Below are 23,288 nucleotides of genomic sequence, written 5' to 3'. Positions count from 1 at the left end.
TTACTCTCCCTCAACGCGCACAAGGTAGTTAACCTTGTGGATCATGCCGCGTACGGCAGGGGTGTCTTCCAGTTCAACCGTATGACCGATGCGACGCAGACCCAAGCCCTTCATAGTAGACTTGTGCTTGGGCAAAACGCCGATGGTGCTGCGGATCTGGGTAACCTTGATCGTTGCTGCCATGGTGCCTTACCCCGTGATCGCTTCGACAGACAGACCGCGCTTGGCGGCGATGTCTTCCGGTGCTTGCATGGAAGAGAGACCTTTAACAGTCGCTCGAACCACGTTAACCGGGTTGGTGGAACCGTAGCACTTGGCCAGTACATCGTGGACACCAGCAAGCTCTAGTACAGAGCGCATAGCACCACCGGCGATGATACCGGTACCTTCGGAAGCCGGCTGCATGTAAACCTTGGAAGCGCCGTGACGGGCTTTCACAGGATACTGCAGCGTGCTGCCTGCAAGGTTAACCTTGACCATGTTGCGACGAGCCTGATCCATTGCTTTCTGGATCGCAACCGGCACTTCACGCGCCTTGCCACGACCGAAACCAACACGACCTTTACCATCACCTACGACGGTCAGTGCGGTGAAGCCGAAAATACGACCACCCTTGACCACCTTGGCGACGCGGTTGACCTGCACTAACTTCTCTTGCAGATCACCGTTTTGCTGTTCGTTCTTCGCCATCGTAAAACCCTTTAGAATTCCAGGCCGCCTTCACGAGCGGCGTCGGCCAGAGCCTTGACGCGACCGTGATACTTAAAGCCAGCACGGTCGAAGGCCACCTGGGTGATGCCTGCTTCTTTAGCGCGTTCGGCAATCAGAGCACCGACCTTAGAGGCCGCTTCTGAGTTGCCGGTCGCACCCTCGCGCAGTGCTTTGTCCAGCGTTGAAGCGCTGGCCAACACTTTGCCACCATCCGGCGAGATAATCTGCGCATAGATGTGACGCGGGGTACGGTTGACGCACAGGCGATACACGCCCAGCTCGCGGATCTTGGCGCGAGCGCGGCGGGCACGACGGAGACGAGATTCTTTCTTCGCGTTCATAACCCTGCCTTACTTCTTCTTGGCTTCTTTGCGACGCACCTGCTCGTCGGCGTACCGAACACCCTTGCCTTTATACGGCTCAGGCGGACGGAAAGCGCGGATTTCCGCGGCGCACTGACCGAGCTTCTGCTTGTCCGCGCTTTTCAGCACGATAACGGTGTTTTTCGGCGTTTCCGCGACAACACCTTCAGGCAGAATGTAATCGACCGGGTGCGAGAAGCCCAGTGAAAGATTGAGCGTCTGGCCCTTAGCTTGGGCACGATAACCGACGCCAACAATTTCGAGAGTCTTTGTGAAACCCTCGGATACGCCCTGTACCAGGTTCTGAACCAAGGCGCGGGTAGTACCGGCCATTGCCCAGCTCTTGGCTGATTCGCTCGGGACGAAGGTCAGCTGGCCGTCTTCTTGACCAATCACCACGTCCTGGTGAATGGGCATAGACAGCGTGCCCTGGCCGCCTTTAGCAGTCAGCTGGCCAGCATCGATTTTAACATCGACGCCAGCAGGCACTTTAACCGGATATTTCGCTATGCGGGACATTCCAGCCTCCTAGAATACGGTGCAGATGACTTCGCCACCGACGCCAGCTTGGCGTGCGGCACGGTCGGTCATGACACCATTGGAAGTGGTGACAATCGCGATACCCAGACCATCGGCAACCTTAGGCAGGTTGTCCTTGCCTTTGTATTGACGCAAAGACGGCTTGGAAACCCGCTGAATGTGCTCAATAACCGCCTTGCCCTCAAAGTACTTGAGAGTCACGGTAAGCGTAGGTTTAACGCTTTCAGCCACCGTAAAGTCGGTAATGTAGCCTTCTTCCTTTAGCACGCGGGCCACTTCCACTTTCAACTTGGAAGACGGCATGGTAGCCGTCTCCTTGGTGGCCATCTGCGCATTGCGGATACGAGTAAACATATCCGCCAGAGTGTCTTGCATGCTCATTTAATGTGCGCTCCTGATGAATCTACGTGGCGTTACCAACTGGACTTTTTCAGACCAGGAACGTCGCCACGCATGGCGGCTTCACGCAGCTTGTTACGGCCAAGGCCGAACTTGTTGTAAAAACCGTGCGGACGACCCGTGATGCGGCAGCGGTTACGCTGACGCACCGGGCTTGAGTCGCGCGGCAGTTGCTGCAGCTTCAGCGTCGCCTCGAAGCGCTCTTCCTCAGACGTATTCACGTTTGAGATGATTGCCTTGAGCTCAGCACGCTTGGCCGCATACTTCTCGACCAGCTGCGTACGCTTGAGCTCACGCTCTATCATACTTTTCTTAGCCATGATCCAACCCTTATTTCTTGAACGGGAAGTTCAGTGCTGCAAGCAGCGCACGACCTTCCTCGTCGGTGTTGGCAGTAGTAGTGATAGTGACGTCCAACCCACGGATACGATCGATTTTATCATACTCGATCTCCGGGAAGATGATCTGCTCACGCACACCCATGGAGTAATTGCCGCGACCATCAAAAGACTTCGGGTTTAGACCACGGAAGTCACGCACACGAGGAATCGCGATGTTTACCAGACGGTCCAGGAAGTCCCACATACGCTCAGCGCGCAGTGTAACTTTGACACCGATAGGCCAACCTTCACGCACCTTGAAGCCCGCGATGGACTTACGTGCTTTGGTCACCAGCGGCTTTTGACCGGAGAGTTTCTCCAGGTCGCCGACGGCATTGTCGATCAGCTTTTTATCACTAACCGCTTCGCCGATACCCATGTTCAGAGTCACTTTAGTGACCCGGGGTACCTGCATAACGTTGGCGTAGCTGAACTGCTCTTTGAGTTGAGCTACCACCTCGTTTTGATAACGTTCTTTCAAGTTCGCCATTTTGCTACCCGACTCGCGTTAGGCGTCGATCTGCGTCTGCGTCGACTTGTAGATACGTACCTTGGTACCGTCTTCCTTAACTTGGAAGCCGACGCGATCCGCCTTACCGGTCTCCGAATTGAAGATGGCTACGTTGGACGCGTGAATCGGAGCCTCACGCTCGACGATACCGCCCTGATTTCCCGCCATGGGATTCGGCTTGGTGTGACGTTTAATCATGTTCACACCGGACACCACGAAGCGGCTTTCTAGTACCCGCTTAACAGTGCCACGTTTGCCTTTATCCTTCCCGGCGATGACGATGACTTCATCGTCACGTTTGATCTTTTGCATATCCGCCTCGCTCCTTACAGCACTTCAGGCGCTAGGGAAATGATCTTCATGAACTTCTCATTACGAAGCTCACGAGTAACCGGCCCGAAGATGCGCGTGCCGATCGGCTGTTCGTTGGTGTTATTCAACAAAACTGCCGCATTTCCATCGAAACGGATCAGCGAACCGTCACTACGACGGACGCCACTACGGGTGCGAACTACTACCGCTTTTAGCACTTGGCCTTTTTTGACCTTGCCACGCGGAATAGCTTCCTTCACCGTTACCTTAATGACGTCACCAACACGAGCGTAGCGACGGTGTGAACCGCCTAGCACCTTGATGCATTGCACCCGGCGCGCTCCGCTGTTGTCGGCGACATCCAGCATTGTCTGAGTCTGAATCATCGGTTTTCTCCAAACCTAATCTGACTGCACTGGTTGGACAAGCTAAGGGAATTAACCCTTGGCTTGCTCGACCACCTCGACCAGCGTCCAAGCTTTCTTCTTGGAAAGCGGACGGCACTCCTGAATGGAAACCGTATCGCCTGCCTTAGCTTGGTTCGCCTCATCATGGGCGTGCAGCTTGGTGGAGCGCTTAACGTATTTTCCGTAGATCGGGTGACGCTCACGACGTTCGATCATAACGACGATGGATTTATCCATCTTGTCGCTCACCACCTTGCCGGTGAGCGTACGGGTTTTTTTCTCTTCGGCCATCTCAATCACCTGCCTTCTCGTTGAGCATAGTCTTAACGCGGGCGATATCCCGACGGACCTGCTTGAGCAGATGAGTCTGGCTCAGTTGGCCAGTGGCCTTCTGCATGCGCAGGTTAAACTGCTCGCGGAGTAGCTCGAGGAGCTGCTCTTTGAGCTCTCCTGCGGACTTTTCACGAATTTCCTGTGCTTTCATCACATCACCGTCCGTTTCGCAAAGGTGGTGGACAAGGGCATCTTCTGTGCGGCCAGCTCAAAAGCTTCACGGGCCAGCTCTTCGGATACACCTTCAATTTCGTACAGGACCCGACCCGGTTGGATCTGGGCTACCCAGTACTCAACAGAACCTTTACCTTTACCCATACGAACTTCGAGCGGCTTCTTGGAAATCGGCTTGTCAGGGAAAACGCGGATCCAGATTTTACCGCCACGCTTAACGTGACGTGTGATCGCACGACGGCCGGCTTCGATCTGACGCGCAGTGATGCGGCCGCGACCAGTAGCTTTCAGACCGTATTCCCCGAAGCTGATCTTGCTTCCGCGATGCGCCAGGCCACGGTTGCGGCCTTTCATCATCTTGCGGAATTTCATACGCTTGGGCTGTAACATCGACTCGCTCTCCCCTTACCTGGAACCTTTCTTCTTGGGCGCGTTGCCGGCAGGCTGTTGTTGCTTAGCCTTGGCACGTACTTCCTCGATACCGCCGAGGATTTCGCCCTTGAAGATCCACACTTTAACGCCGATGACGCCATAGGTGGTGTGAGCTTCGTAAGTGGCGTAGTCAATGTCCGCACGCAGAGTGTGCAACGGAACACGACCTTCGCGGTACCATTCGGTACGTGCGATTTCAGCACCACCAAGACGACCTGACAGCTGAATCTTGATACCGCCAGCGCCAAGACGCATTGCGTTCTGTACCGCGCGCTTCATGGCACGACGGAACATTACGCGACGCTCAAGCTGACCCGCTACGTTAGCAGCGACTAGCTTGGCATCCAGCTCCGGCTTGCGAACTTCTTCAATGTTCACATGAACCGGGACACCCATCATCTCGGTGAGATCGCGACGCAGACGGTCGACATCTTCACCCTTTTTACCAATCACGATACCCGGACGGGCAGTGTGAATGGTGATGCGAGCATTATTAGCCGGACGCTCGATGTGAATGCGGCTTACGGAGGCGTTTTTAAGACGCTCTTCCAGGAAGCTGCGCACTTCGAGATCGTTATTGAGCTTATCGGCATAGGCGCCGCGCTCGGCATACCAGACAGAAGCATGGTCTTTGACGATGCCCAGTCGAATGCCTGTTGGATTGACTTTCTGACCCATCTGGTCGACTCCTACTTCTCGGCTACCTTGACGGTGATGTGGCAGGTGCGCTTCAAGATACGATCCGCACGGCCTTTGGCGCGCGGCTTGATACGCTTGAGCGTCATGCCCTCATCGACGCAGATGGTCGAGACACGCAGCTCGTCGATGTCCATGCCGTTGTTTTCTTCCGCATTCGCGATGGCGGACTGAAGCACTTTCTTAACCAGCTTGGCAGCCTTCTTCGGTGAGAAGGTCAGCAGGTCAATAGCTTCGGCGACCGGTTTACCGCGCACCTGGTCAGCCACCAAACGGGCCTTCTGTGCGGATAAAGCAGCGCCACTCAGCTTAGCTGTGACTTCCATCTCTTAATCCTCTCTGGCTTACCGTTTGGCTTTCTTGTCCGCCGCGTGCCCACGATATGTGCGGGTAGCAGCGAATTCGCCAAGTTTATGACCCACCATTTCCTCGGAGACGTGCACCGGGACATGCTGGCGTCCGTTATGGACCGCAATAGTCAGACCTACCATGTTGGGTAGGATCATCGAACGACGCGACCAAGTCTTGATTGGTTTGCGATCGTTCTTCTCCACTGCAGCCTCTACCTTCTTCAAAAGATGAAGGTCAATGAAGGGACCTTTCTTTAGTGAACGTGGCACAGCCGTTACCTCTTAAGTTCTTGGCAATTTCGATTAACGCGTCTTGTTACGACGACGGATAATCAGCTTGTCGGTGCGCTTGTTCTTACGCGTCTTGTGACCCTTAGTCGGTACGCCCCACGGGGATACCGGGTGACGACCACCGCTGGTGCGGCCTTCACCACCACCGTGCGGGTGATCCACCGGGTTCATCGCGACACCACGAACAGTCGGGCGCACGCCTCTCCAGCGCTTCGCACCGGCCTTGCCAAGTTGACGCAGGCTGTGCTCGGAGTTGCTCACTTCACCCAAGGTTGCGCGGCACTCAGCCAGAATCTTACGCATTTCGCCAGAGCGAAGACGTAAAGTGGCGTAGTTACCTTCACGCGCAACCAACTGGGCGCTAGTACCGGCACTGCGAGCAATCTGCGCGCCTTTACCCGGCTTCAGTTCGATACCGTGAACGGTAGAACCGAGCGGGATGTTGCGCAGCGGCAAAGCATTGCCTTTCTTGATGGGCGCGTTTACACCAGATTCCAGCACGTCACCCGCGCTGACACCTTTCGGTGCAATGATGTAACGACGCTCACCATCTGCATATTTCAGTAAAGCAATATGCGCACTACGGTTCGGATCGTGTTCCAGACGCTCAACGGTGGCTGGAATGCCATCTTTGGTGCGCTTGAAGTCGATCAAACGGTAGTGTTGACGATGACCACCGCCCACGTGACGGGTGGTGATGCGACCGTAGTTATTACGTCCACCGGACTTGGACTGTTTTTCCAAAAGCGGTGCATAAGCACGGCCTTTGTACAGTTCCTCACCAACGATCTTAACGACGTGGCGACGACCGGCGGATGTGGGTTTGGTCTTGACGATTGCCATTATCCGTACTCCTGCCCTTATTCGGCGCCAGAGAAGTCTTCGAGCGTTTCGCCCGCAGCCAGGGTCACATACGCTTTGCGGTAACCCTTACGCAGACCAACGCCGTGTGCAGTACGTTTGGTTTTACCCTTCACGTTCAGCACTTGAACGCTGCCGACCTTCTTGCCGAACAGTGCTTCAACGGCTTTCTTGATCTCGGGCTTGGTAGCATCAGACGCCACCTTGAAAACGTACTGGTTGCGCTCTGCAGCCATCGCGGCCTTTTCGGTCACGTGCGGTCCAAGCAGAACCTTGAATACGCGTTCCTGGTTCATGCCAGCTTCTCCTCGAATTTACGCAGGGCGGAGACGGTAACCAGGACCTTATCAAAGGCAACCAGGCTAACCGGGTCAGCTGCCGCGACATCCACCACGTCAACGTGGGGAAGGTTGCGTGCGGCTAGATAGAGCGTTTCATCAAGTTCTTCGGTGATGATCAACACTTTCTCAAGGTTGAGCTCTTTCAGCTTGGCAGCTACCTGCTTGGTCTTGGGCGCTTCGACGCTGAACTCTTCAATCGCGACTAAACGCTCTTGACGTACCAGCTCAGACAAGATGGAGCGCATCGCCGCGCGGTACATTTTGCGGTTAACCTTCTGGGTGTAGTCTTGCGGACGTGCCGCGAAGGTTACGCCGCCACTGCGCCACAGCGGAGAACGGATGGTTCCGGCACGTGCACGACCGGTACCTTTCTGACGCCACGGTTTTTTACCACCACCGCGAACATCGGAACGGCTCTTTTGAGCGCGAGTACCTTGACGGCCACCAGCCAAATAGGCGGTAACAACCTGGTGAACTAGCGCTTCGTTGAATTCTTTGCCAAAAGTGGCGTCGGCTACTTCAACGGTACCCGTGCCTGCAGCAAGATTCAGATTCATTGGTAATTATCCCCTTCAGCCAGCTTTCACGGCGCTGCGAACGATAACGTCGCTGCCGGGTGCTCCCGGTACGGCGCCCTTGATCAGCAGCAGGTTACGCTCGGCGTCAACACGGACGATCTCAAGGCTCTGTACGGTGCAGCGGGCGTTACCCATCTGACCGGCCATTTTTTTGCCTTTAAATACGCGACCTGGTGTTTGACACATGCCGATAGAACCCGGTGCGCGATGCGACAGGGAGTTACCGTGGCTGTTGTCTTGGGTACGGAAGTTCCAGCGCTTAACAGCACCCTGGAAGCCTTTACCCTTAGAGGTGCCGGTCACATCGATCATTTGACCAGCTTCAAAGAGGGATACGGTGATTTCGCCACCCACTTCAGGAGCTTCCTCACCTTCTGCAAGGCGGAATTCCATCAGCGAACGACCAGCCTCAACGCCCGCCTTGGCAAATTGACCTGCCTGGGCTTTGGTGAGGTGTTTGGCTTTACGAGAACCTGTAGTGACCTGAACCGCTGCGTAACCGTCAGACTCGACAGTCTTAACGCGTGTAACACGGTTAGGATCAACTTCAATAACGGTTACGGGCACGGATGCGCCATCTTCGGTAAAGACACGGGTCATCCCGGCCTTTTTACCGACTAAACCGATAGTCATACTCAGTCTCCTATAGTGTACGGGGCTATCACCCGCTATGGCTGCCCTTTCCAGAGCATTCCACTAGCACATTGTATGGCGCCTCACGGCGCGGCGGCTGCTGTTCATGCGGTAAAAGTGATGAACGCTGGGCCGCAAGTGTCTAGTGTAATTAGTTGAGCTTGATTTGCACGTCTACGCCAGCAGCGAGATCGAGCTTCATCAGCGCGTCAACAGTTTTTTCAGTCGGCTCAACGATGTCGAGCACACGCTTGTGCGTGCGAATCTCATACTGGTCACGCGCATCTTTGTTGACGTGCGGTGAAATCAGAATGGTATAGCGCTCGCGGTTGGTCGGCAGCGGAATCGGTCCACGAACCTGAGCACCAGTACGCTTAGCGGTTTCAACAATCTCCGCTGTGGACTGATCGATCAGGCGATGGTCGAACGCTTTCAACCGAATGCGAATCTTTTGGTTCTGCATTTGCCCTAAACTCCAATGGATGTCGACGGCGCGAGCCGTCTACCCACGCATTCAAAGGATGCGCATTATAGGCACGCCAAAAGCCCATGTCAAACATTTGCTATTGGTGCGCAGAAAAGGGGGCTCGCGAGAGCCCCCTTCATCGATCAAGTAAAATGATTACTGAACGATTTTTGCCACAACGCCAGCACCAACGGTACGACCACCTTCGCGAATTGCGAAGCGCAGACCGTCGTCCATAGCGATCGGAGCAATCAGAGTAACAACCATCTGAACGTTGTCACCCGGCATTACCATTTCAACACCTTCCGGCAGTTCACAAGTACCCGTTACATCGGTGGTACGGAAGTAGAACTGGGGACGGTAGCCCTTGAAGAAAGGCGTGTGACGACCACCTTCTTCTTTGGACAGTACGTAAACTTCTGCTTCGAAGGTAGTGTGCGGCTTGATGGTGCCCGGCTTGGCCAGAACCTGACCACGCTCAACGTCATCACGCTTAGTACCACGCAGCAGGGCGCCAACGTTCTCACCTGCACGACCTTCGTCGAGCAGCTTACGGAACATTTCAACACCGGTAACGATGGTCTTGGTGGTCTCGCGGATACCCACGATCTCAACTTCGTTACCCGGATTGACAATACCGCGCTCTACACGACCGGTAACAACAGTACCACGGCCAGAGATAGAGAATACGTCTTCGATCGGCATCAGGAACGGCTGGTCGATAGCACGCTCCGGCTCAGGAATGTAGTCATCCAGAGCTTTGATCAGATTAGCAACGGCAGTAGTACCCATACCGTTCTCATCTTCACCGTTCAGAGCCATCAGCGCAGAACCAGTGATGATCGGCGTGTCGTCGCCCGGGAAGTCGTACTGGTCGAGGAGTTCGCGAACTTCCATCTCTACCAGTTCGAGCAGCTCTTCGTCATCGACCATGTCTGCCTTGTTCAGGAACACAACGATGAACGGTACGCCAACCTGGCGAGACAGCAGGATGTGTTCGCGAGTCTGCGGCATCGGGCCGTCAGCGGCAGAACATACCAGGATCGCGCCGTCCATCTGCGCTGCACCGGTGATCATGTTCTTGACGTAGTCAGCGTGTCCTGGGCAGTCAACGTGCGCGTAGTGACGCACTTCAGACTGATATTCCACGTGCGAAGTCGCGATAGTGATACCACGCTCACGCTCTTCAGGAGCGTTATCGATAGTATCGAATTCACGCCAGTCGCCGCCGAAAACCTCAGCAGAAACGCGGGTCAGGGCCGCAGTCAGGGTCGTTTTACCGTGGTCGACGTGACCGATGGTGCCGACGTTGACGTGCGGTTTGGAACGTTCGAATTTTTCCTTAGCCACTGCTATAACCTCTTTACGTTAGCTAACGGTTAACCGTTTTGATTGATGACGGCTTCAACGACGCTGGAGGGCGCCTCGTCGTACTTCGAGAACTCCATAGAGTAGCTCGCACGGCCCTGGGTTTGTGAGCGCAGGTCGGTTGCGTAACCGAACATCTCACCCAGCGGCACCGTTGCACGAATGACTTTACCTGCAGAAGAGTCATCCATGCCCTGCACCAGACCGCGACGACGGCTCAGGTCGCCCATGACGTCACCCATAAATTCTTCGGGAGTCACGATTTCGACCTTCATCACCGGCTCCAGCAGCACGGCCTTGGCCTTCCTGGCACCTTCCTTCACTGCCATAGAAGAAGCAATCTTGAACGCAGTCTCGTTAGAGTCTACGTCATGGAAAGAGCCATCGAACAGCGACACTTTAACGTCGATCATCGGGTAACCCGCGATGACACCGTTTTTAAGCTGCTCGTAAGCACCTTTCTCAACCGCGGGGACGTATTCCTTGGGAACCGTGCCACCTACGATTTCAGAGTTGAATTTGAAGAAAATCTCAGCTTCGCCTTCACCCTTCTCTTCAGCAGTCAGCGGCTCGATACGTAGCCAAACGTGACCGTACTGACCACGACCACCAGACTGACGTACAAACTTACCTTCCTGCTCAACGCTGCCACGAATAGTTTCGCGGTACGCTACCTGCGGCTTACCGATATTAGCTTCAACCTTGAACTCGCGACGCATACGGTCAACGATAATGTCCAGGTGGAGCTCGCCCATACCAGAGATGATGGTCTGGCCGGTTTCTTCGTCGGTTTTAACCTGGAAAGAGGGATCTTCCTGGGCCAACTTGCCCAGTGCAATACCCATTTTTTCCTGGTCGGACTTGGTCTTCGGCTCAACGGCTACCGAGATAACCGGATCCGGGAACTCCATGCGCTCGAGAACAATTTTGTTATCGATATCGCACAGTGTGTCACCCGTGGTGACGTCTTTCAGGCCGATACACGCTGCAATATCGCCCGCCAGGATCTCTTTGATCTCTTCACGCGAGTTGGCGTGCATCTGAACGATACGACCCACACGCTCTTTCTTCTGCTTAACGGAGTTATATACACCGTCACCAGACTTCAGAACGCCCGAGTAGACGCGGATAAAGGTCAGCGTACCAACGAAGGGGTCGGTCGCGATCTTGAATGCCAACGCCGCAAACGGAGCATCATCATCGGCCACACGAGTAGCGATGGTGCCGTCTTTATCGTCCAGCTCACCTTCGATCGCCTTAACTTCAGTCGGCGAAGGCATGTATTCGATAATGCCGTCCAGCACTGCCTGAACGCCTTTGTTCTTAAAGGCAGAACCACAGGTAACCAGAACAATGTCGTTAGCCAGAGTACGTGCACGAAGGCCAGCCTTGATCTCTTCGATCGAAAGCTCACCACCTTCCAGGTACTTCTCCATCAGCTCGTCAGAGCCTTCGGCAGCCGCTTCAACCATTTGCTCGCGATATTTCTCGGCAGTTTCTTGCAGCTCAGCCGGAATATCCACGAGGTCAAAATTCATACCCAGGCTAGCCTCATCCCACAGAATAGCCTTCATCTGAATTAGGTCGACAACACCTTTAAAGTCTTCTTCCGTACCCCAGTTAATCTGGATCGGCACGGCATTCGCACCCAGACGCTCTTTCAACTGGTCTACAACCATGAAGAAATCAGCGCCGGTACGGTCCATCTTGTTGACGAAGACCATACGCGGTACTTCGTACTTATTGGCCTGACGCCATACGGTTTCGGTCTGCGGCTGAACGCCGGAAGAACCGCACAGTACAACGACCGCGCCATCAAGAACACGCAGCGAACGCTCAACTTCGATAGTGAAGTCAACGTGCCCAGGTGTATCGATGATGTTGATACGGTGCTCGTCGAACTGCTTGGCCATACCCTGCCAGAAGGTAGTTACAGCAGCTGAGGTGATAGTAATACCACGCTCCTGCTCCTGCTCCATCCAGTCAGTCGTCGCCGCACCGTCGTGCACTTCGCCCACTTTGTGAGAAAGACCGGTGTAGAACAGTACACGCTCGGTCGTCGTGGTTTTACCCGCGTCGACGTGCGCTACGATACCAATATTGCGATAACGCTTAAGTGGTGTCTTGCGTGCCACGGTGAAACTCCCGTTAGTTGGCGATGCTCGTTAATTTAGCAGCGGCAAAAGTGAGCCTTACGCTACCGCCGCTATCACAAAATGATAACGGCGGGGTGTTGCAACAAAGCGACTCGACTTAACACTTTCAATGACGCCCTGCTGAAACAACGTGCATATATAAACGCGAACTCTACAAACACTGCGCTTACAAACGCCGTACGTCGAATCGTCTTTCTTAGAAACGACGCTCTTAGAAACGACGCTCTTAGAAACGATAGTGCGAGAAAGCTTTGTTGGCTTCGGCCATACGATGCACGTCTTCGCGCTTCTTAACGGCTGAACCTTTCCCTTCTGCCGCATCCAGCATTTCGCCTGCCAGACGCTGTACCATCGTTTTCTCACCGCGACGACGCGCCGCGTCCACCAGCCAGCGCATAGCGAGCGCTTGACGGCGAGACGGACGAACTTCAACCGGCACCTGATAGGTCGCACCACCTACGCGGCGCGACTTCACTTCGACCATCGGCTGGATGGTTTCCAGCGCTTTGTCGAAGATTTCCAGCGGCTCTTCACTACTACGCTCGGCAACCTTGTCCAACGCACCATAAACGATGCGCTCAGCTATGGACTTCTTGCCGCTGACCATCAGGTGGTTCATGAACTTCGCCAGACGCTCACTTCCGAACTTAGGATCCGGCAGGATTTCGCGTTTAGCTACAACTCTTCTTCTAGGCATGATAAGCCCTCAATTAAGGATCCTTCAGGTAAACCCGGAACTCGCGCTAGGCTTTCGGCGCTTAGCGCCGCCCGACCTTACTCTTATCAGACCGTCATATATTCGTGTTAAAGATAACAGACGGAAATACAGCACCGTCTCAAGCAGCCTTGACGCCCAGAACTTAGGACTTCGGCTTCTTGGTACCGTACTTGGAACGACCCTGCTTACGGTTCTGTACGCCAGAGGTGTCCAGGGCGCCACGAACGGTGTGATAACGCACACCTGGCAAATCCTTGACACGACCGCCGCGAATCAGAACAACAGAGTGCTCTTGCAGGTTGTGACCTTCACCACCGATGTAAGAAGAAACTTCGAAACCGTTGGTCAGGCGCACACGGCAAACCTTACGCAGGGCCGAGTTCGGCTTCTTAGGGGTAGTAGTGTATACACGCGTACATACGCCGCGTTTTTGCGGACAAGCTTGCAGCGCGGGCACGTCACTTTTAGTAACGGGGCGCTTGCGCGGCTTGCGCACTAGCTGATTAATCGTTGCCATGGTGTTTAGCTGACTCCAATGGTTGCCTAGCCTTCAACAAATACGGGCAGCGGATGCGGGCGCACCCACCCCACTGTTAAAGGCTGCGCATTCTAAAGGCTGATCCTAGGCGCCGTCAAGTCTTGCCGGCGGTTTAACCGGCAAGTTAACGGCTCTAGGATCAGATACTCATTTTTTACTACTCGGTTTTAGAGCTCGTCGTCAGAATCAAGCGCTGTCAACTGTGCTCCAAGCTCCTGCTCTACCTCAGTCGCTGAGGGATTGAACAGGCGCTCAACGTCTTCGCGTTTGCGGCGACGTTCAGCGTGGTGAGTCAGACCGGTACCTGCCGGAATCAGACGCCCAACTACCACGTTTTCTTTCAGGCCGCGCAGATAATCGCGCTTGCCGGTGACTGCCGCTTCGGTCAGTACACGGGTTGTCTCCTGGAAGGAGGCCGCAGAGATGAACGACTCGGTCGCCAGACTGGCCTTGGTAATACCCAGCAGCAGACGCTGATACTTAGCCGGGAACTTACCTTCTTTCTCGAGACGGGCATTTTGCTCCAACACACGCACAAGCTCAGCCTGGTCGCCAGTGATGAAGTCAGAATCGCCCGAATCGGCAATTTCTACTTTGCGCAGCATCTGACGCACAATAACTTCAATGTGCTTATCGTTGATGCCAACACCCTGCAGACGGTAAACGTCCTGCACTTCGGCCGTAATATACTTGGCAAGTTCCGCGACACCCAGCAGACGCAGGATATCGTGCGGGTTGCTCGGGCCATCGGAGATGACTTCACCCTTCTCAACCGCTTCACCTTCGAACACGGCGATTTGACGCCATTTCGGGATCAGCGCTTCAAACGGATCGCCAGACTCCGGCGTAATCGTCAAACGACGCTTACCTTTGGTCTCTTTACCGAAGCTGATAACACCGCTGATTTCAGCCAGGATCGCTGATTCTTTCGGCTTACGCGCTTCGAACAGGTCGGCAACGCGCGGCAGACCACCGGTGATATCTTTGTTACCTGATGCCTCAACCGGAATACGGGCAACTACCTCACCCACACCGATAGTCGAGCCATCATCTACAGAGATAATGGAATTACCCGGCAACAGGTATTGCACTGGCGTATTCGAGCCGGAAACCGACACGTACTCACCGGCGGCGTCCTGCAGCATTACCATCGGACGCTTGTCGCGGCCAGCCATCGGGCGGGCGGCGGACTCAATAACCTCGATAGAAGAAAGACCGGTCATCTCGTCGACTGAGCGGTGCATGGTGACACCTTCGTCGAGATCGATGAACTGCGCTTTACCCTCTACTTCTGCAATGATCGGGTGGGTGTGCGGATCCCACTTAGCGACCATCGCACCGGCATCAACCACGTCGCCGTCACGTACGGAAAGCTCGGCGCCATAAGGCAGCTTGTAGTACTCACGCTCACGGCCGTGATCATCGGCGACCGCCAGGGCGCTGGAACGCGATACGACGACCAGTTTGCCGTCAGCACGCTCTACGTGCTTGATGTTGTGCAGACGCACCTTACCGCCGTGCTTGACCTGTACACTATCCACGGCTGATGAACGCGATGCCGCGCCACCGATGTGGAACGTACGCATGGTCAGCTGGGTACCCGGCTCACCGATTGACTGAGCGGCGATAACACCGACAGACTCACCGATGTTGACCTGGTGGCCGCGGGCAAGATCACGTCCATAACAGGACGAACACACGCCGTGTGGCGTATCACAGGTAATGGTTGAGCGTACGATAATCTCATCCACACCCATGGTGTCGAGCTCAGCACACCATTTCTCGTCAAGCAGCGTACCGCGCGGAATCAAGATCTCCTCGGTACCCGGATCAACAACGTCCAGTGCCACCACACGACCCAGTACACGCTGTGACAGCGGTACGATGATGTCGCCACCCTCGATGATCGGGTGCAGGGTCAGACCGTTTTCAGTACCACAGTCGACCTCGGTGATGACCAGATCCTGGGCCACGTCGACCAGACGACGGGTCAGGTAACCGGAGTTAGCCGTTTTCAGGGCCGTATCCGCCAGACCTTTACGCGCGCCGTGGGTCGAGATGAAGTACTGAAGTACGTTCAGACCTTCACGGAAGTTGGCCACGATCGGCGTTTCGATGATCGAGCCATCCGGCTTGGCCATCAGACCACGCATACCGGCAAGCTGACGGATCTGAGCGGCACTACCCCGGGCACCGGAGTCGGCCATGATGAAGACGCTGTTGAACGAATCCTGCTCAACCTCGTTACCATCGCGATCGATAACGGTCTCTTTCGAGATGCCGACCATCATCGCCTTGGCGACTTTATCGTTGGCCTTGGACCAGATATCGATAACCTTGTTGTACTTCTCACCCGCTGTTACTAGGCCAGAAGAGAACTGGTCTTCGATCTCTTTAACTTCGGCTTCGGCCGCATCGACGATTTCGGTCTTGGCATCCGGGATAACGAAGTCGTTAACACCGATGGAGGCGCCCGACCAGGTTGCCAGGCGGAAACCGGTATACATCAGCTGGTCAGCGAAGATAACCGTCGGCTTGAGGCCTGAGCGGCGATACACCTCGTTGATCAGGCCGGAAATAGCCTTTTTCTTCATCGGCTGGTCGATCAGCGGGAACGGCACGCCTTCCGGCAGAATGCGGAACAGCATGGCGCGACCCACCGTCGTTTTATACAGGCGACGATGGTAAGACTTGGCACCGGTCTCTTCTTCGATATCCACTTCGTCCAGACGCACGGTAATGCGGGCATGAAGCGATACAGACTGAGTTCCGAAGGCGCGCTCAACCTCATTGAGGTCGGAGAACACCATGCCTTCGCCTTTGGCGTTGATCTTTTCGCGGGTCATGTAGTAAAGACCCAGAACAACGTCCTGCGACGGTACGATGATCGGCTCGCCGTTAGCGGGCGACAGCACGTTGTTGGTCGCCATCATCAGCGCACGGGCTTCAAGCTGGGCTTCCAGGGTCAGCGGTACGTGTACCGCCATCTGGTCACCGTCGAAGTCGGCGTTGTAGGCCGCACACACCAGCGGGTGCAGCTGGATCGCTTTACCTTCGATCAGCAGCGGCTCAAACGCCTGGATACCCAGACGGTGAAGCGTCGGTGCACGGTTAAGCAGTACCGGGTGCTCGCGGATAACATCAGCAAGGATGTCCCACACTTCCGGAAGCTCGCGCTCAACCATTTTCTTCGCGGCTTTAATCGTTGAGGCGAAGCCCAGCGACTGAAGCTTGGAGTAGATAAACGGCTTGAACAGCTCCAGCGCCATTTTCTTCGGCAGACCACACTGGTGCAGGCGCAGGGTCGGACCCACGGTAATTACCGAACGGCCCGAGTAATCGACGCGCTTACCCAACAAGTTCTGACGGAAACGACCCTGCTTACCTTTGATCATGTCGGCGAGCGATTTCAGCGGACGCTTGTTGGAGCCCGTGATCGCGCGGCCACGACGACCGTTGTCAAGCAGTGCATCGACCGCTTCCTGAAGCATACGCTTCTCGTTGCGCACGATGATATCCGGCGCATTAAGGTCGAGCAGACGCTTCAGGCGGTTGTTACGGTTGATCACACGACGGTAAAGGTCGTTAAGATCGGAGGTCGCGAAGCGGCCGCCGTCTAGAGGTACCAGCGGACGTAAATCCGGCGGCAGGACAGGCAGCACTTCCATGACCATCCACGCCGGCGCATTGCCGGAGTGGTAAAACGCTTCAAGCAGCTTTAAGCGCTTCGAAAGCTTCTTGATCTTGGTTTCAGAGTTGGTCTGCGGAATTTCTTCACGCAGGGTATTAATCTCTTCTTCAAGATCGATATCTTTGAGCAGTTCCTGCACCGCTTCGGCGCCCATGCGGGCATCAAAGTCATCGCCGAACTCTTCAAGAGCTTCAAAGTACTGCTCATCGTTTAAGAGCTGACCACGCTCAAGCGTGGTCATGCCTGGATCGATAACCACGAAGCTCTCAAAGTACAGCACGCGCTCGATATCACGCAGCGTCATATCGAGGAACATACCGATACGCGACGGCAATGATTTCAGAAACCAGATGTGGGCAACTGGGGATGCCAGCTCAATGTGACCCATGCGCTCACGGCGCACGGCAGCCTTGGTGACTTCAACGCCACACTTTTCACAAATGATGCCGCGGTGCTTCATGCGCTTGTACTTACCGCACAAGCACTCGTAATCCTTTACCGGGCCAAAAATCTTGGCGCAGAACAGACCGTCCCGCTCCGGTTTAAAGGTACGGTAGTTGATGGTCTCAGGCTTCTTCACCTCGCCAAACGACCAGGAGCGAATCATGTCCGGCGACGCCAGAGTAATCTTGATCGCGTCAAACTCTTCGGACTGAGATTGCGATTTGAGTACTTTCACCAAATCTTTCATAGCACGGCTCCTAGCTCTCTAACTCGATATCGATGCCCAGCGAGCGGATTTCCTTCACGAGTACATTGAAGGATTCCGGCATGCCTGCCTGCATGGTGTGGTCGCCATCCACGATGTTTTTGTACATCTTGGTGCGGCCTTCGACGTCGTCCGATTTGACGGTGAGCATCTCTTGCAGGGTGTAGGCCGCGCCATAGGCTTCCAGCGCCCACACTTCCATCTCACCAAAGCGCTGACCACCGAACTGTGCTTTACCACCCAAGGGCTGCTGGGTAACCAGCGAGTAAGAGCCGGTAGAACGAGCGTGCATCTTGTCGTCTACCAGGTGGTTCAGTTTCAGCATGTACATGTAGCCGACGGTTACCGGGCGATCAAACGCATCACCGGTACGGCCATCGTGCAGTTTCATCTGACCTGACTCAGGGATGTCCGCAAGCTTCAGCAGGTGTTTGATTTCGTGCTCTTTGGCACCATCAAATACCGGCGTGGCCATGGGCACACCGCCTTTAAGGTTCTTGGCCAGCGCAATGACTTCTTCATCACTGAGCGAGTCCAGATCTTCAGCGCGAGCACCCGGCGTGTTGTACACCTGCCCCAGGAAGTCACGAATCTCGGCAACCTGCTGGCCACGCGCATCGCGGAGCATAGCGTCAATCTTGACACCCAGCCCACGTGCCGCCATACCCAGGTGGGTTTCCAGAATCTGACCCACGTTCATACGTGACGGTACACCCAGCGGGTTAAGTACCACGTCGACCGGTTCGCCCTTCTCGTCGAATGGCATGTCTTCGATCGGCATGATCGCGGAGATAACACCTTTGTTACCGTGACGACCGGCCATCTTGTCGCCTGGCTGGATGCGACGCTTGACCGCCATGTAAACCTTGACGATTTTGAGAACGCCAGGCGCCAGATCATCGCCCTGGGTCAACTTGCGTTTCTTATCTTCGAAACGCTCATCCATCTCTTTACGACGGTTTTCCAGCTGCTCGTCGGCCTGGGCCAGAAGCTCATTGTAGGACTCATCCTGCATGCGCAGTTTGAACCACTGCTGACGCGGCAGCTCGTCGAGGTAAGCCTCGTCCAGCACGTCGCCTTTCTTGAGGTTCGGGCCGCCGTTAACGGCTTGGCCATCCAGCGTACGCTGCAGACGCTCAAACGTTGCATCTTCAGCAATACGGTAGGTTTCCTGCAGGTCCTTACGCACTTCATCCAGCTGCATTTGCTCGATGGAGAGCGCACGTGAATCTTTTTCCACGCCGTCGCGAGTGAACACCTGAACGTCGATAACCGTACCTTTCATGCCCGTAGGAGCACGCAGGGAGGTATCTTTAACATCAGACGCCTTCTCACCGAAGATCGCACGCAGCAGCTTCTCTTCTGGCGTCAGCTGGGTTTCGCCCTTCGGCGTTACCTTACCGACCAGAATGTCGCCCGGGCCAACTTCAGCACCGATGTAAACAACGCCCGCCTCGTCCAATTTGCCCAGTGCGGATTCACCGACATTGGGAATATCAGAGGTGATCTCTTCCGGCCCCAGCTTGGTGTCGCGAGACACACAGGTCAGTTCCTGAATATGGATCGTGGTGAAACGGTCTTCTTGAACCACCCGCTCAGATAGCAGGATGGAGTCCTCGAAGTTGTAGCCGTTCCAGGGCATGAACGCGATACGCATGTTCTGACCGAGTGCCAGATCACCCATATCGACAGACGGGCCGTCGGCGAGAATATCGCCGCGCGCAACGCTGTCACCAGGACGCACGATGGGGCGCTGGTTCATACAGGTGTTCTGGTTCGAACGGGTGTACTTGGTCAGGTTGTAGATATCAACGCCGGCTTCACCGCCGATGATCTCATCTTCGCTAACCCGTACCACCACACGACGTGCATCTACCGAGTCGATAACACCGCCACGACGCGCCACGGCACATACGCCGGAGTCACGTGCCACGAAACGCTCCATGCCGGTTCCCACAAGCGGCTTGTCAGCACGCAGAGTAGGAACGGCCTGACGCTGCATGTTCGCACCCATCAAGGCGCGGTTAGCATCATCGTGCTCCAGGAACGGAATCAGGGCAGCCGCCACCGATACAACCTGACGCGGAGAAACGTCCATCAGCGTCACTTGCTCAGGACGCATGAAGGTGGTTTCACCACGGTGACGTACCTGAACCAGGTCGTCAGAAAGCTTGTTGGACTCATCCACAGCAGCAGATGCCTGGGCGATAACAAAGTCGCCCTCTTCGATCGCTGACAGGTGAACGATATCGTCAGTTACCTGACCGGCATTAACCTTACGGTACGGCGTTTCAAGGAAGCCGTAGCTGTTGGTGTGGCTGTAAGTGGCCAGCGAGTTGATCAGACCGATGTTCGGGCCTTCAGGTGTCTCGATGGGGCACAGACGACCGTAGTGCGTGGCGTGTACGTCGCGCACCTCAAAGCCAGCGCGCTCACGGGTCAAACCACCCGGGCCGAGTGCAGACACGCGACGCTTGTGGGTAACTTCCGAAAGCGGGTTGTTCTGGTCCATAAACTGGGACAGCTGGCTTGAACCGAAGAACTCTTTCACCGCCGCTGCAACCGGTTTGGCGTTGATCAGATCCTGCGGCATTAGGCCTTCGCTTTCCGCCATGGAAAGACGCTCTTTGACCGCACGCTCAACACGCACCAGACCTACACGGAATTGGTTTTCGGCCATTTCGCCTACGCAGCGAATACGACGGTTACCCAGGTGATCGATATCGTCGACGTCACCGAAGCCGTTACGAATATTGATCAGCTCGCGCAGTACGTCGAGAATGTCTTTGCGGTCCAGCACGCCGGAACCCGTGTCGGCTTCGCGACGCAGACGACGGTTAAACTTCATGCGGCCCACACCTGAAAGATCGTAGCGATCTTCAGTAAAGAACAGGTTGTGGAACAGCGTTTCAGCCGACTCTTTAGTGGGCGGCTCGCCGGGACGCATCATGCGGTAAATTTCAACCAGCGCTTCCAACGCCGATCCGGTCGTATCCAACTTCAGGGTGTCGGAAATGAACGAGCCGCAATCCAGGTCGTTGGTGTAAAGCGTTTCAATGCGCGTGATACCGCCCTGAGCCATACGCTCAAGCACTTCAGGGGTAATTTCAGTATTACACGGGCAGATCAGCTCGCCGGTCTTGGTATCCACTTGATCGTGGGCCAGCGTTTTGCCGAACAGGTACTCCATCGGCACGTCCAGACGCTCAAGGCCGGCTTTTTCAAGCTGACGAATGTGCTTCTGAGTGATCCGACGACCTTCTTCAACAATCAGCTCGCCGCTGCCATCTTTAATGTCAAAGGTGGCGGTTTCACCGCGCAGGCGCGACGGCACCAGCTCCACAGAGAAACCGGATTTCTCAATGTGGAATACGCTAGTTTCGAAGAATTCACTAAGAATTTCTTCAGTGCTCATGCCGAGCGCACGCATTAGTACCGAAGCCGGCAGTTTACGGCGACGGTCAATACGCACGAACACGTTGTCTTTCGGGTCGAACTCAAAGTCCAACCAAGAGCCACGGTAAGGAATTACGCGGGCAGAGTAGAGCAACTTGCCTGAGGAGTGGCTCTTACCTTTGTCGTGATCGAAGAACACACCGGGCGAGCGGTGGAGCTGGGAAACGATAACCCGCTCAGTACCGTTGATCACAAAGGTACCGTTCTCAGTCATCAGGGGGATTTCCCCCATGTAGACTTCTTGCTCTTTAATATCCTTGATTGCCTTGTTCGAGGAATCGCGATCATAAATGATCAAGCGAACCTTGACGCGCAGCGGGGCGGAATACGTCACGCCGCGCAGCTGACACTCCTTAACATCGAACGCCGGCGTGCCAAAACGGTAGCTAACGTACTCAAGTGCTGCGTTACCCGAGAAACTCTCGATCGGAAACACGGACTTGAACGCCGCATGCAGGCCAACTTCGTGACGCTCGTCAGGCGAACGATCTTGCTGGAGAAAGTCGTAATAGGAATCAAGCTGGATGGCCAGCAAGTAAGGCACATCCATCACTTGGGGCAGTTTGCCGAAATCCTTGCGGATGCGTTTTTTCTCAGTATATGAGTAAGCCATCTGTATTCCCCAGCTTGTTCACCATGGGTGACCGATGCGTGGTCATCGCTGCCCTGCGCGGGCGTGTCAGACGCAGACAGCAAGCTCCTAAATCGGTAGCTCGCCGTCGAAAATCTTGATCGATAACAGTATTACAACAACGGTATTACTGTGTTTCTGTAACAACCTATAAGTTGCAACAGAAAAAGGCCGGCAGCGGGAAAACCCGCCGCCAGCCGTGGAAGCTTACGCAGCGCGTAAAGCCGTCAGCACAAGAATTACTTGAGCTCGACGCTTGCGCCCGCTTCTTCCAACTTCGCTTTTGCTGCTTCTGCGTCGTCTTTGGACATGGCTTCTTTGATAGTTGCCGGAGCGCCGTCAACAGCGCCTTTAGCTTCTTTCAGGCCAAGACCAGTGATTTCACGAACGGCTTTGATGACGTTAACTTTCTTGTCACCAGCAGCGGTCAGAACCAGGTCAAACTCGGTTTGCTCTTCTGCAGCAGCTTCGCCGCCAGCAGCCGGGCCAGCCATAACAGCTGCAGCAGCTGATACGCCGAACTTCTCTTCCATTGCTTCGATCAGCTCAACAACTTCCATTACGGACATGTCGGCTACAGCATTGATGATATCGTCTTTAGACAGTGCCATTTTTCATTCCTAACTTTGCGGGAGTCTCGGTCGGCCGAGGACTCAGGATTCATTGCTCGGTTCAGGCAACGCAATCGGCATAGCGTTCACGCCGCCTGCAAAAAGGTCTGCTTACGCAGCTTCTTCTTGCTTCTGATCGCGCAGGGCGGCCAGGGTACGAACCAGCTTGCCAGCGGAGGCTTCTTTCATTACCGACATCAACTTGGCAATTGCTTCGTTGTAAGTCGGCAGGGTTGCCAGACGGTCGATGTCAGCAGCCGGGATCAGTTCGCCTTCGTAGGCCAACGCCTTCACTTCGAAGTTCTGCTCAGTTTTAGCAAAATCTTTGAACAAGCGAGCGGCAGCGCCCGGATGATCAGTAGAGAAAGCCAACAGAGTCGGACCAACAAAGCTCTCGTTCAGACACTCCCACTGAGTGCCCTCGAGGGCGCGGCGAGCCAGCGTGTTGCGAACAACGCGCAGCTCTACACCATTCTCACGTGCCTGCTTACGCAGATCGGTCATTTTACCGACCGTTACACCGCGAGAATCGGCAACTACGACGGAGAGTGCGCCCTTGGCCGCTTCACTGACCTCGGCAACAATCGCTTTCTTGCCTTCAAGTGCTAGTGGCACAGTGATCACTCCTTCGTG

The 23,288-nt window shown here is 55.1% G+C and carries 28 protein-coding genes; all 28 read right to left on the bottom strand.

Annotated elements, in window-relative coordinates:
- Positions 1-183, bottom strand: a complete 183-nt coding sequence (rpmD, locus tag INT33_RS07170; protein ID WP_018917722.1) for a 50S ribosomal protein L30 — start codon at positions 181-183, stop codon at positions 1-3.
- 6 nt (positions 184-189) lie between these two features.
- The gene (gene rpsE, locus INT33_RS07165; RefSeq protein WP_192536494.1) at positions 190-690 is read right to left on the bottom strand and encodes a 30S ribosomal protein S5; all 501 of its coding nucleotides are present in this window, start codon (positions 688-690) and stop codon (positions 190-192) included.
- A gap of 11 nt (positions 691-701) precedes the next feature.
- Complete coding sequence (gene rplR / locus INT33_RS07160) at positions 702-1,052, bottom strand: 50S ribosomal protein L18 (RefSeq protein ID WP_018917724.1); 351 nt, start codon at positions 1,050-1,052, stop codon at positions 702-704.
- 9 nt (positions 1,053-1,061) lie between these two features.
- On the bottom strand, positions 1,062-1,592 hold the full coding sequence (gene rplF / locus INT33_RS07155) for a 50S ribosomal protein L6 (RefSeq protein ID WP_018917725.1): 531 nt from the start codon (positions 1,590-1,592) through the stop codon (positions 1,062-1,064).
- A 9-nt stretch (positions 1,593-1,601) separates the two neighbouring features.
- The gene (gene rpsH / locus INT33_RS07150) at positions 1,602-1,994 is read right to left on the bottom strand and encodes a 30S ribosomal protein S8 (protein ID WP_193091504.1); all 393 of its coding nucleotides are present in this window, start codon (positions 1,992-1,994) and stop codon (positions 1,602-1,604) included.
- 32 nt (positions 1,995-2,026) lie between these two features.
- Positions 2,027-2,332 carry a 30S ribosomal protein S14 gene (rpsN, locus tag INT33_RS07145; RefSeq protein ID WP_192536492.1) on the bottom strand — a complete coding sequence of 102 codons (306 nt, stop codon included), beginning with the start codon at positions 2,330-2,332 and terminating at the stop codon, positions 2,027-2,029.
- Between the two features lie 10 nt (positions 2,333-2,342).
- Positions 2,343-2,882 carry a 50S ribosomal protein L5 gene (gene rplE / locus INT33_RS07140; RefSeq protein WP_018917728.1) on the bottom strand — a complete coding sequence of 180 codons (540 nt, stop codon included), beginning with the start codon at positions 2,880-2,882 and terminating at the stop codon, positions 2,343-2,345.
- An 18-nt stretch (positions 2,883-2,900) separates the two neighbouring features.
- On the bottom strand, positions 2,901-3,215 hold the full coding sequence (gene rplX, locus INT33_RS07135) for a 50S ribosomal protein L24 (RefSeq protein WP_018917729.1): 315 nt from the start codon (positions 3,213-3,215) through the stop codon (positions 2,901-2,903).
- 14 nt (positions 3,216-3,229) lie between these two features.
- A complete protein-coding gene (rplN, locus tag INT33_RS07130) occupies positions 3,230-3,601 on the bottom strand; it encodes a 50S ribosomal protein L14 (protein WP_009723896.1) in 372 nt (123 codons plus the stop codon).
- A gap of 51 nt (positions 3,602-3,652) precedes the next feature.
- Complete coding sequence (gene rpsQ, locus INT33_RS07125) at positions 3,653-3,913, bottom strand: 30S ribosomal protein S17 (RefSeq protein WP_009723897.1); 261 nt, start codon at positions 3,911-3,913, stop codon at positions 3,653-3,655.
- 1 nt (position 3,914) lies between these two features.
- Complete coding sequence (gene rpmC, locus INT33_RS07120; protein WP_018917730.1) at positions 3,915-4,106, bottom strand: 50S ribosomal protein L29; 192 nt, start codon at positions 4,104-4,106, stop codon at positions 3,915-3,917.
- A complete protein-coding gene (gene rplP, locus INT33_RS07115; protein WP_007112000.1) occupies positions 4,106-4,519 on the bottom strand; it encodes a 50S ribosomal protein L16 in 414 nt (137 codons plus the stop codon). Before rplP ends, rpmC begins: the two co-directional genes overlap by 1 nt.
- A gap of 15 nt (positions 4,520-4,534) precedes the next feature.
- Positions 4,535-5,239, bottom strand: a complete 705-nt coding sequence (rpsC, locus tag INT33_RS07110) for a 30S ribosomal protein S3 (RefSeq protein WP_018917731.1) — start codon at positions 5,237-5,239, stop codon at positions 4,535-4,537.
- Between the two features lie 11 nt (positions 5,240-5,250).
- Complete coding sequence (gene rplV / locus INT33_RS07105) at positions 5,251-5,583, bottom strand: 50S ribosomal protein L22 (RefSeq protein WP_009723900.1); 333 nt, start codon at positions 5,581-5,583, stop codon at positions 5,251-5,253.
- Positions 5,584-5,601: 18 nt separating this feature from the next.
- Entirely contained in the window at positions 5,602-5,877 is a 276-nt protein-coding gene (gene rpsS, locus INT33_RS07100) for a 30S ribosomal protein S19 (RefSeq protein ID WP_009098993.1), read from the bottom strand.
- A 33-nt stretch (positions 5,878-5,910) separates the two neighbouring features.
- A complete protein-coding gene (gene rplB, locus INT33_RS07095; protein ID WP_018917733.1) occupies positions 5,911-6,741 on the bottom strand; it encodes a 50S ribosomal protein L2 in 831 nt (276 codons plus the stop codon).
- A gap of 17 nt (positions 6,742-6,758) precedes the next feature.
- A complete protein-coding gene (rplW, locus tag INT33_RS07090; protein WP_009723902.1) occupies positions 6,759-7,055 on the bottom strand; it encodes a 50S ribosomal protein L23 in 297 nt (98 codons plus the stop codon).
- A complete protein-coding gene (rplD, locus tag INT33_RS07085) occupies positions 7,052-7,657 on the bottom strand; it encodes a 50S ribosomal protein L4 (protein WP_018917734.1) in 606 nt (201 codons plus the stop codon). The genes rplW and rplD overlap by 4 nt, the downstream gene beginning before the upstream one ends.
- A gap of 15 nt (positions 7,658-7,672) precedes the next feature.
- Complete coding sequence (rplC, locus tag INT33_RS07080; RefSeq protein WP_192536491.1) at positions 7,673-8,311, bottom strand: 50S ribosomal protein L3; 639 nt, start codon at positions 8,309-8,311, stop codon at positions 7,673-7,675.
- A 151-nt stretch (positions 8,312-8,462) separates the two neighbouring features.
- The gene (gene rpsJ, locus INT33_RS07075) at positions 8,463-8,774 is read right to left on the bottom strand and encodes a 30S ribosomal protein S10 (RefSeq protein WP_007112007.1); all 312 of its coding nucleotides are present in this window, start codon (positions 8,772-8,774) and stop codon (positions 8,463-8,465) included.
- A gap of 159 nt (positions 8,775-8,933) precedes the next feature.
- On the bottom strand, positions 8,934-10,127 hold the full coding sequence (tuf, locus tag INT33_RS07070; protein ID WP_192536490.1) for an elongation factor Tu: 1,194 nt from the start codon (positions 10,125-10,127) through the stop codon (positions 8,934-8,936).
- Positions 10,128-10,156: 29 nt separating this feature from the next.
- Positions 10,157-12,280, bottom strand: coding sequence for an elongation factor G (fusA, locus tag INT33_RS07065; RefSeq protein WP_193091503.1), 2,124 nt, complete (start codon positions 12,278-12,280; stop codon positions 10,157-10,159).
- 247 nt (positions 12,281-12,527) lie between these two features.
- Positions 12,528-12,998 carry a 30S ribosomal protein S7 gene (rpsG, locus tag INT33_RS07060; RefSeq protein WP_018917738.1) on the bottom strand — a complete coding sequence of 157 codons (471 nt, stop codon included), beginning with the start codon at positions 12,996-12,998 and terminating at the stop codon, positions 12,528-12,530.
- 163 nt (positions 12,999-13,161) lie between these two features.
- Positions 13,162-13,536 (bottom strand): 30S ribosomal protein S12, encoded by a 375-nt coding sequence (gene rpsL, locus INT33_RS07055; RefSeq protein ID WP_106374972.1) that lies wholly within the window; start codon positions 13,534-13,536, stop codon positions 13,162-13,164.
- Positions 13,537-13,724: 188 nt separating this feature from the next.
- Positions 13,725-17,939, bottom strand: a complete 4,215-nt coding sequence (gene rpoC, locus INT33_RS07050) for a DNA-directed RNA polymerase subunit beta' (RefSeq protein ID WP_193091502.1) — start codon at positions 17,937-17,939, stop codon at positions 13,725-13,727.
- A 10-nt stretch (positions 17,940-17,949) separates the two neighbouring features.
- The gene (gene rpoB / locus INT33_RS07045; protein ID WP_193091501.1) at positions 17,950-22,026 is read right to left on the bottom strand and encodes a DNA-directed RNA polymerase subunit beta; all 4,077 of its coding nucleotides are present in this window, start codon (positions 22,024-22,026) and stop codon (positions 17,950-17,952) included.
- 257 nt (positions 22,027-22,283) lie between these two features.
- Positions 22,284-22,655, bottom strand: a complete 372-nt coding sequence (gene rplL, locus INT33_RS07040) for a 50S ribosomal protein L7/L12 (protein WP_087108966.1) — start codon at positions 22,653-22,655, stop codon at positions 22,284-22,286.
- Between the two features lie 111 nt (positions 22,656-22,766).
- Positions 22,767-23,270, bottom strand: a complete 504-nt coding sequence (gene rplJ, locus INT33_RS07035) for a 50S ribosomal protein L10 (RefSeq protein ID WP_106374976.1) — start codon at positions 23,268-23,270, stop codon at positions 22,767-22,769.
- Positions 23,271-23,288 lie beyond the last annotated feature (18 nt).

It is taken from the genome of Halomonas colorata (assembly GCF_014897985.1).
In the GTDB taxonomy this organism is placed as follows: Bacteria; Pseudomonadota; Gammaproteobacteria; order Pseudomonadales; family Halomonadaceae; genus Vreelandella; species Vreelandella colorata.
Note: the sequence above shows the minus strand (reverse complement) of the source record. Positions and strands in the feature narration are given on the sequence as shown.